Genomic DNA, 10,130 nt, shown 5'->3' with positions numbered 1-10,130 from the left:
ATCTTTCCTAGTCGAGCCAAATTTGTCGGGCTTATGCTGGCGGTGTTTCAACCTGTAACTCACTTGCTATTCTAATATAAAGCCGTGCTGGAAGCACGGGGTGTTAAACCCATTTTTCTGATAAATTCTGATTTAGTCTTGATCAAATACCTTCCCCAATGATGCAGGTGGCGTGGTTCTGACCATATTTAATATGCCCTGTTTCAGCGATCGCGACAAATTTTCAACGCAAAACCAACACCTATAGCAAAACTTGCTTTGCTATAATATGGCTGCGGATTGGGGGCTGAAAAATTGCGTAAATTAAAAATAACTTGAATCAAAAAGCTTATGGATCATGAAAAAATTAAGTATGAGTTAGATACCTCTCCAACGCTAAAACTATTTAGAAAAGGCAATGCTGCCTTAATTTTAAGTTTTCTGTATGATCAATTTAAAAAAACTCAACGAGTTTCGCTCTCGCAAATAGACTTAGAGTCAAGGCTGGGCGACTATTTAGAATATTTGCAAGATTTAGAGCCAAATACCTATCCGCAAAAGCCAAAGGATTATCTCAATGAATGGTGTGAGGATCGACTTTTGCGAAAAACCTTTGATAGTAATAGTGATGAGCCAGTATTTACGCTAACTCCTGAAACCGAAAAAGCGATCGCTTGGTTAGAGGATCTGCAACAAAAAGATGAGTTTGTGGGGACTGAATCTCGCTTTCTGCAAACGTCCATTAACAAGCTTTTTAAAATTACGGGCTACAGAGTTACCATATCCCAACAAGCTTTTTAAATTTACGGGCTACAGAGCTATCATATTCCCTTGCTATTTCCTCTTCAATAATTTTAAAAGCATCCGTCTCAGACTTGCTAGGGTGAATCTTTATATAAGCATCTTTAAAATCATATATTCCAGTCAAATCACCTATTTCAGTTTCTGATTCAACTTTAAAAAAAGACAGGTAAAAAAACTCTTCCGATAAATCAGTCTCTAGTCCAGCATCTCCTGAAATTGACCTACGGGTTTCAATGGTAATCTTCAAATTACCATCATCAGTCCAACCAGTAACAATAGTCGGATTAGTATCAATGCGGTTATTATCCATATCTAAAGTCTCTAAATTTGACTTCCATTATAAAGCAAGCTATCTCGTAGAAACTTTAAATTTAAAGATTTTCTTGTCTCTAGGGCAATTTTCACCTAGCGACATAAAGATTAAAATAAAATATAGCGCTTCGCCAATTAATATTTGCTAAAATAACAATCAAACCTAAATATTTACCGATATCGCGTTAGTAATTTAGCTTCAATAGGCTATGTACATTAGCAGATTAATCTTATTTGTCATTATGGAGTTCTTCTAGGGGGCATTATGTCAAAAGCTATGATAAGCAGTCTGATCGATGAAATAAACTCACTACTTAGCCGCCCAGTCGGATCAGTAACGAAGAGAGTATCTGTGGATATAGTTCATCCTAGAGATCAGCTAAAGCGTTTAAGATCGCATCTTGAAAAACTTACTGAGGATAACCACTTAAATAATTTAGATCAGCAATATCAGGGTTTGGTAGCACATTTACAAGAAAAAATTTCCATAAATCGCCAGACATCCCATGACATTAGTACAGAATCAAAAAAATTAGAAATATTGCCACCTACAACAGTTAAATTAGAACCTAGTAACTTATTTAGCGATAAATCTGACTTCAGCATGGAGAATAGAACAGTTTACCAGATTGAAGAACACTCACCATTTTTGAATGATTGCATGATTGCTTCGCGCCAGCAGTTAATGAATGCAAAAGTTGAAACAGTCCAAGATTTTGCACAAGCAATAGTAGGTTATGAAGAATTGTGGGAATTACTAACTGGTAGAAAGGTTAAACGTATTAAACCGCGAGTATTGAGAGCAAGTGGCGATATAGTCTTGATTGATGAAAACGGCTATGAAATACAAAAATTTGAGTACACCGAATGGAAAGTTAAATGTATAACTGTTTCAAATGGAAGAGTTTTTATTAAAGTTGCTTATTCAGGATACAAGCCAACAGCTAAAAATATAGTGACTCGCCGTCAAAAAAAGATGAATATAGATGCAGTCGAATATGGACAAGATAAGTTTGTCAATATTTTTAGAGAAATATATCCATCTTTTACACTAGATGAAATAAATTTATGTAAACAACAAAAAGATAGTTCAAAACAAGAGAAAAAGCTTCTAATTGAGAGAATACACAACACTTTAAAGCAAGATTATATATATGGGAATCAATTCTACGAATTAAATTGTAGAGTGTATGTTCATCAGTTTGAGTATATAGATATAAAACAAAAATTTGCACAAAAATGGATTAGAGATAATCTGAAAAATACTCCTGACCTAGAACAATCTCTAGCCATTGGCTCGGTTAATAGTCATGTGCAACTTATCGCAAGGGCTGGCAGTGGCAAAACATCCACATTAGTTAATCGCGCAATATTTTTACAAAAACACTGCGGGATTAAATCATCTGAAATTTTACTATTAGCATTTAACAGAAAAGCTGCTCAAGAAATTAGAGAAAGATTACAGAATCATTTACAAAATGATCTTCCCTATGCCATGACATTTCATGCTTTAGCTTATGCTCTAGTTCGTCCTTCCCAAACATTATCTTATAACGAGTCAGGTGGACAACAAGCCCAAACCCACCTTATACAATCTGTAATTAATGATCATTTGAAGGATTCGGTGTATCGTGAACGAATTAAATCTTTGATGATCAGAAGATTTAAGGCTGAATGGTTTTATTTAATGAGAAAAGAGTTTAACTTAACAGAAGAAGAAAGACTCGCTTCTAGGCGCACTAAACCTCAAATGGGTATTGATGGTGTTACTTATAAATCAATTGGTGAAAAATTTATAGCAGACTTTTTGTTTGAACATGATATTCCATTTATCTATGAACGCAACTTTTGGTGGGGATATGGAGAAGAACGCACTAACTACCATCCCGACTTTACGCTCTTAAAAAAAGTCGATAACAAAAAAGGAATTGTAATTGAATACTTTGGACTGCAAGGCGATCCTAACTATGATGAACAATCGGAAAGAAAACGACAGTATTGGCAAAATCAATCTGATTATTTTTTTGTTGAAATCAATCCACAGACTTTAAGACAATATGGACGTAAGGGTTTAGAGCAGCATTTATCACAATTTCTTACTGAAATTGGTCTTCGCTTTAGACGCTTAACAGAGGCTCAACTATGGGCAAAAGTTGATAAAAGAGCTATAAACCGTTTTGACAAAGCAATGACTAGTTTTATAGGTCGTTGTCGTAAAAAATGTTGGACACCCAACCAACTCAGCGCAGAAATTAATAATCGCGACTTCGATCCTAATTCAGAAATTGACAGTATCGAACGTGAGTTTCTACATCTTGCCGAAGATTTCTATGTTGCTTATTTGAACTTACTGCAACAAAGGAATGAAGAAGATTTTGACGGCATTATGCAAAGAAGCGCACAAATAGTCAATGAAGGCAAGACAGTATTTGTGAATAGGGATTTTAGAGGAGATTTGCGAGATATCAAATACATCATGATCGATGAATACCAAGACTTTTCGCTCCTCTTTCACAACCTAATTTCAGCAATTAGAAAGCACAACCAGCAAGCACTATTTTTCTGTGTTGGTGACGATTGGCAAGCAATTAATAGCTTTGCTGGAGCGGATCTTTATTTTTATGAAAATTTTAAAGAAATATTTCAACCTTCACATACCCTATCTATCACCAGCAATTACCGATCAGGCTCACAAATAGTTGATATCGGCAATAAATTGATGAGTAATAGAGGTATTTCAGCCAAACCCTCCACTCAATCACAGGGAAAAATCCAACTGGTTGATATTGCCAAATTTCAAATGACTCCTATTGAAGAACAAGAACATAATTTCGATTTAAACGCCATTTTAATCAGACTTATATCCAAACTTATCAAAGATGGAAAAGAGATAACCTTACTTAGTCGTAACAATGACTTACAAAATGCAGGATATAGAATTAGGAGAACAATAGATGGTGTTGAGTATTTTGATAAACGTATTGAAATTGAAGAATTGCGTAAGTCTCTACTAGATAAATTGAAGCTTACAGATGAACAAAGAAAACGAGTCGATATTTCTACAACTCACAAATATAAAGGCAAAGAAAAACAAGTAATTATAGTTTTAGATGCTGATAGATATGGAAATATGCACCCTGATTCAATTTTTAATCGCATTTTTGGTGATGACGAAAGTAAATTGTTTGAGGATGAAAGGCGATTGCTTTACGTTGCACTTACTCGCGCTAAAAACGAATTATTTATAGTCACAGATAGTTTTGATTCATCACCTTTTATCGCAGGATTAACCCAAACAATGCAACTAAAAGAAGTAGATTGGGCAAATTATCCTGTTCCTATGACTGAAGAGCGTTTTATTCTGGTTAAAGTTAGCAACCAACAAGGTCGTGGGTCAAGTCCGACTAGGGACATTAATGAGTTTTTGAGATCTGAGAGCTATCGATTTGATGGAAATTTAATGTGTTGGTACAAAGTGGAATTGATTCAGACATTCCTAGCCGATGGTTCACGATTACAATATCTAAACGAACGTAATTGGAGTTCCCAAGCTAACGGAATAGAAGTCAATTTTTGTAATGAGAAAGGAATATCTAAAGCCGCATATTTAGTCAATAATGGCAAATGGACTTGTAATTTTGACAATTTCGAGCAATCAAAGCCAGATGAAGATGACGATGATGATATTCCATTTTGATAAATTTTCACTACTTGTGCAACTTACGCTCTAAATTGTTAATCTGGTGATTAGATAGGCGATCGCTGGTTGATTTGTTTTTTGATAGGCGATCGTCGCTAACTGACTGATAAAAGTAGGTAGAAAGGATATAGGGAATATCGTTGAGAAAAAAAGAGGCATATGCTGTTTTTAGCGCCTTCGGCGCTAAAAACTCTAGTCCTGATCAAATACCTTCCCTAATGATGCAGGTGGCGTGGTTCTGACTGTATTTAATATGCCCTGTTTCAGCGATCGCGGCAAGGCTGATATTAAAAGATCGAGCCATTTGCCTGAAGTCAGCGCCAACATTAAGATCATCATTACAAAGGGAGCCGTATTAAATACCTGTGTTGGCACTTCAGGAATGGCACTTTGAGCAACGCTAGCGAGGGATTGTAAAATTCCGAATAAATAGGCTCCTAAAGCGACCCGTAGAGGATTCCAGCCACCAAAAATGACGATCGCTAGAGCAATCCAACCATAACCCGCCGTATGACGATGACTCCATCCTGCTTTAAAATCTAACGAAAAAGCGGCTCCTGCGATGCCCATTAATGCGCCTCCAAGGAGGGTATAGATATAACGCATTTTGATTACATTAGTGCCTCTCGCAAAAGCTGCCGCAGGTTGTTCGCCCACAGTTCGCAAAATTAATCCGCCTTGAGTCCGATAAAAATAGAACCATGAACCGAGAATTAAAACATAGCTGCTATAAACTAACAAATCACTCTGAAATAGCAATTTCCCTAAAATGGGAATATTCTCTAAAATAGGAATTCTAAAACTAGGAACCGTAATTCCCTCGACTCTGACAACGGGATTACCTAAAAAAGAAGACAAGTCACCGCACATTAGCGCCAATACAAATCCAATTGATACCTGCGATTGCTTGAGAGTGATAGCGCCAACTGCCACGACTAAGGCGATCGCTGCTCCCACCAAAGCCGCCGCCGCAAATCCTAAAAGCAAGCTATTAGAAAACTTGGCAACCGCAAAACCAGTCATCGCTGACATCAAGATTGTCCCTTCAGCAGATAGGTTAATTACGCCAGCCCGTTCGGTAATCGTTTCACCAATACTGGCAAAAATCAGAGGTGTGGAAGTGGCGATCGCTGTGGCAAGAATTGTGATGATGTCCATAGTTTTTATTCTTTAGATAACTTAGCCAAACCTTCGCCAAGAATGGCAAACAAAAGCAATGCACCCTGAATAATCCCAGAGAGAGAAGAATCCAAACTGAGGGATAGCGGTAATTCTAAACTGCCAACATTGAGAGAACTAAATAGAAAAGCGATCGGCAAAATTAAGAAGGGATTGTAATTAATCAGCATGACTACTAGCAGGGCCAAAAATCCTAAATTACTGGAAATATTGGGAATGAGGCGATGAAACACGGCTACCACTTGCAAAGATCCCGCGATACCTGCTAAAGCGCCACAGATCACAAAACTGCTCATCATTTGGGCGACCGCAGGAATTCCTAGTACATAGGCAGCCCGTAGATTATTGCCCACGGCCTTGAGCTTCAAACCAAAGTAAGTCGCTTTAATCATCACTGCGGTCACGATCAGCGCGATTATGGCGATCGCTAAGGCGATCGGGCTAAAGTCAGTATTACCGACAGTGGGCAGGGAAAAAGCATCACTAAATGGCTCTGTGCCACTCATCGAGGCAACTCCCGATCGCTTCCACGGGCCAAAAACCAGATATAGAGCTAATCCTTGCGCCGTGAAGTTCATGCCTAAACCCGCAAAAATTTCGCTGACCTTGCCATAGATATTCAACATTCCCGTCAGTAAGCCCCATATACCGCCACCGATAATCCCAGATAATATTGCTAACGTAATAGCGATCGCAGGTGGAAAACCTTCAGGAATTAGCCTTAGCAAGAATGTAGAGGCGATCGCCCCCGCCGTAATTTGACCTTCGATCCCTAAGTTATACAAACCTGATGTGAAGGTGAAAATCAATCCACAGGCGGCAAGTAGTAGAGGACAGAGGGTAGAAATAACTCTGGCAAAGCGATCGCTGCTACCAAAAGCTCCATTCCACATTCCTGCTGCGACTTGAAAGGGTGAGCCACTAGATAGCAAGATCACCCCAGAGATAAACAAGAGCGCCACCACAAAAGAACCCATCCGAAAATAGGTAACCTTGGGTAATTTCTTGAGAATCTGCAAATTATTCACGATACTAATCAAACTTCCCTCCGATCGCTTGACCGAGCTTATCAACTGTTAAGGTTTTAGCATCGATTGGTTGAGAAACTCTACCGCCGCAAAATACGAGAATGCGATCGCTATATTGCAAAATTTCATCAAGATCAGAAGAGATAAACAAAATACTCATGCCCTGTTCACAACGCTCCATCATCTGTTTCCAAATCCAGAGAGTCGATTCGATATCTAGCCCTCTAGTCGGCTGTTCCATTAATAGTAAACTCAATTGATCTGGCAAGAGTGAGATTTGGGTGCGTTGTTGATTACCTCCCGATAATTTCTCCACCCTTGTCGATGGTTTACCGCGAATATTGAAAGTCTCGATCGCCTGATGGGTATATTTGCGAGTATCACTCCAATTAATCAAAAATCCAGCATGGGATTTGGGATTGGATTCTAGATTGGATTTCGCATTGGATTGGCGCAACATAAAATGCTCATGGATCGATAAACCCCGAATCAGACCATCTTGCAAGCGATCGGCTGGTAAATAGGCAATTCCTGACTTCAAAAAATTACGATAGGCGCGATTGGTCATATCCAAATCATTGAGGCAAATCTTGCCAGATTTTGGTTTCAGTAAACCCGCACAAGCAAGCAATAGTAACTGTTGTCCATTGCCTTCTAACCCTGCTAAGCCAATAATCTCACCAGACTGCACAGTTAATTTGTCAATCTGCAAACTCAAGCGATCGCCATCAATTTGTAAATCCTGAATTACTAAAGCAGGGGCAGTCTGCTCTATACTCGTTGAATGTTTGGCAGGTATAGCCAGATCATGTCCAAACATCATTTCCACTAGAGAAGATGCTAACTCGGCAGAATCACGTCCCTTAACTTCCGCTTCCCCAATTACCTGACCTTGACGCATTACCATCAGGCGATCGCACAGTTCTTCCACATCTTCCAGTTTATGCGACACAAAAATAATCGATTTTCCCTCGGATGCCAATTGTTTGACTGCTGTAAATAGAGCCTTTTTTTGGGAAGCAGAAATGCCCGTGGTTGGCTCATCTAAAATTAATGTTTTAACGCCAAGGGACAAAAGCCGCAATATCTCTAGCTGTTGACGCTCTCCTACAGTGAGATTCGATAGGCGATCGCTAGGATGTAGATCAAAGCCAAAAGCGGCACATAGCTGTCGAAGTTCTTTAATCAGATCATGACGATTATTCGTGTTAACCCTCTTTCTACCGATCTTTTTGCTTAAGGTACTTCTCCCAGCCATGAAATTATCGAAAACCGATAGCGAAGGAAAATCTAAGGGATCTTGATGTAACATGCCAATCCCTGCACAGATGGCATCAGCAGGAGTTTTAATATCAACTTCAATGCCATCTAATAAAATCTTGCCAGCATCTTTAGTGATAAAGCCACTGAGAACTTTAGATAAAGTACTTTTCCCTGCCCCATTTTCGCCCAAGATCCCATAGACGCTTCCCGCTTCAACGGTCATTGAGATATCTTGATTTGCCTTGACATTGCCAAAGGATTTATAAATATGGCTGAGTTCAACTTTCATTTTTGTCCCATGGTATCTAAGTCTTGCCAATAACCCCTTTCTATCTGCGTTTTAGAGTTTAGATCCCCCCCAGCCCCCCTTGTAAAGGGGGGAGAAGATGTTCTTCCCCCTTTACAAGGGGGATTGAGGGGGGATCATTTATTTATTTACTTGCGCCTTCAATACCTTGCAACAAGCTGGTAAAGTACCAAATCTGCTGAGGAGTTGCCGTTTCGCCTTCCTTCAGAAAAGGAGTACCATCTTGATAGTTCAGAGGACCTTTAAAAAGATTGATGCTGCCATCGCCTAAACCAGTAATAAATTCTGTCAAGAACTTATCGCTTTCTGGAGTCAAGGCTTTGCCCTTCTCAAATCCCACTGCGGAAGTATCAGGATTATTTAAATCCTTCCAATTAGGTGCGGCGGCGATAAATTCTCCTGTAAATTTGCCTTCCTTAGCTTTTTTGGTTTGATCAAGATAGGCAGGGCCCCAGTTGTAATAGGGAACGCCAATACAAATGTCGGGAGCAACATTGCAACCAGTTTTGAGTCCATAGTGCAGATATTTGACTTTCTTGCCAGCTTCGGCAGCTTTCTTGCCTTGGACTGCGACTTCAGGTGTATCAATACCACTCATCACCACATCAAAGCCACTGTTATAAAAGTCATCGGAGACTTTAGTGGGATCAAGAGTCTGCCCAGGAATATTGAACCAGAAACCAATCCAAACCACCTTAAACTTCAAGTCATCGGGATTCTTTTTGCGGTAGTTTTGCCAGCAATACCTCGCACCCAAATAACTTGCCGACACCAGTCTACGGGTTTCGTCATTAATTAATGGTCCAACAAAACCGATTTTGCCCGTCTCCGAATTGAGCGCCGCCGCACATCCCGAAATCATGCGCCCATACTCGATTTGAGGCATGACATTGCTAAGATTTGGCTGATTTTTGAAATTTTTACCTTCTTTCCAAGCATAATCACCACTGGCATGAATTACGGACACAGTAGGATGCTTTTTAGCAGTTTCTAGAGCATCATCCTTAAAATCATCAGAGTTGAAAAATACTAGCTTTGCCCCCTTAGCAATTAGATCGTCCGCGACCTGTGCAGCCTTCACATTTGGGCGATCGCCTGGATTGACCTTATCCACATAGTCAAACTGAATACCTGACTGCTTCTCCATGACATATTTTGAGGCTTCGTAATGACCTTGGTTCCAACCCGAATCATTTTTTGGCCCGACTAAAATCATTGCGGCTTTAAATTCCTTTGCATCTGAAGAAGCTGGGGTTGTGGCCGTGGTGGCGGCTGGAGCGGTTGAGACTGGAGTGGTGGGCGTACTATTACAGGCTCCAGTCAGTACTGCTCCCAATGCGGCGACCCATAGATGCTTGCCAGAAACTATAGAATAAATTCTAGAAGAAACTCTATTAGTGATTATTCCCATGAATTAATGCAGTGATATTTGGACATTTTATGGCTTTTTACTCCTGTATTTAAGGCGATCGCCTATGAGACAAAGGTATTACAAATTACAGTTTCTCGCGCCTCGTGGAGAGTTTGCCAAGGTCTAAACAAGTAAGGAAGTGCCGCG

8 protein-coding genes are annotated in these 10,130 nt (G+C 39.7%); 2 read left to right on the top strand and 6 right to left on the bottom strand.

The genetic code is table 11. The annotated features are described in order from the left end of the window. Window positions 1–330: 330 nt before the first annotated feature. A complete protein-coding gene (locus H6F44_RS20920; RefSeq protein ID WP_190353029.1) occupies window positions 331–780 on the top strand; it encodes a DUF3375 family protein in 450 nt (149 codons plus the stop codon). Here the strand turns inward: H6F44_RS20920 and H6F44_RS20915 are convergent. Next, complete coding sequence (locus H6F44_RS20915) at window positions 755–1,093, bottom strand: hypothetical protein (protein WP_190353028.1); 339 nt, start codon at window positions 1,091–1,093, stop codon at window positions 755–757. The genes H6F44_RS20920 and H6F44_RS20915 overlap by 26 nt on opposite strands. Window positions 1,094–1,447: 354 nt before the next feature. Here H6F44_RS20915 and H6F44_RS20910 point away from each other — a divergent pair, with 354 nt between their 5' ends. Beyond that, window positions 1,448–4,792 carry a UvrD-helicase domain-containing protein gene (locus H6F44_RS20910; protein WP_190353027.1) on the top strand — a complete coding sequence of 1,115 codons (3,345 nt, stop codon included), beginning with the start codon at window positions 1,448–1,450 and terminating at the stop codon, window positions 4,790–4,792. A gap of 30 nt (window positions 4,793–4,822) precedes the next feature. On the opposite strand, the gene H6F44_RS23675 is transcribed toward H6F44_RS20910, so the two are convergent. From H6F44_RS23675 to H6F44_RS20890, 5 genes are all read right to left on the bottom strand, one after another. Beyond that, window positions 4,823–4,954 carry a hypothetical protein gene (locus H6F44_RS23675; RefSeq protein ID WP_277874145.1) on the bottom strand — a complete coding sequence of 44 codons (132 nt, stop codon included), beginning with the start codon at window positions 4,952–4,954 and terminating at the stop codon, window positions 4,823–4,825. Window positions 4,955–4,987: 33 nt separating this feature from the next. After that, on the bottom strand, window positions 4,988–5,953 hold the full coding sequence (locus H6F44_RS20905; RefSeq protein WP_190353026.1) for an ABC transporter permease: 966 nt from the start codon (window positions 5,951–5,953) through the stop codon (window positions 4,988–4,990). Between the two features lie 5 nt (window positions 5,954–5,958). Further along, entirely contained in the window at window positions 5,959–7,002 is a 1,044-nt protein-coding gene (locus H6F44_RS20900) for an ABC transporter permease (protein WP_322096269.1), read from the bottom strand. A gap of 4 nt (window positions 7,003–7,006) precedes the next feature. Further along, a complete protein-coding gene (locus H6F44_RS20895) occupies window positions 7,007–8,554 on the bottom strand; it encodes an ABC transporter ATP-binding protein (protein WP_190353025.1) in 1,548 nt (515 codons plus the stop codon). 142 nt (window positions 8,555–8,696) lie between these two features. After that, the gene (locus tag H6F44_RS20890; RefSeq protein ID WP_190353024.1) at window positions 8,697–9,983 is read right to left on the bottom strand and encodes a BMP family lipoprotein; all 1,287 of its coding nucleotides are present in this window, start codon (window positions 9,981–9,983) and stop codon (window positions 8,697–8,699) included. Window positions 9,984–10,130: the final 147 nt, after the last annotated feature.

This window comes from Pseudanabaena cinerea FACHB-1277, assembly GCF_014696345.1.
GTDB lineage: Bacteria > Cyanobacteriota > Cyanobacteriia > Pseudanabaenales > Pseudanabaenaceae > Pseudanabaena > Pseudanabaena cinerea.
Note: the sequence above shows the minus strand (reverse complement) of the source record. Positions and strands in the feature narration are given on the sequence as shown.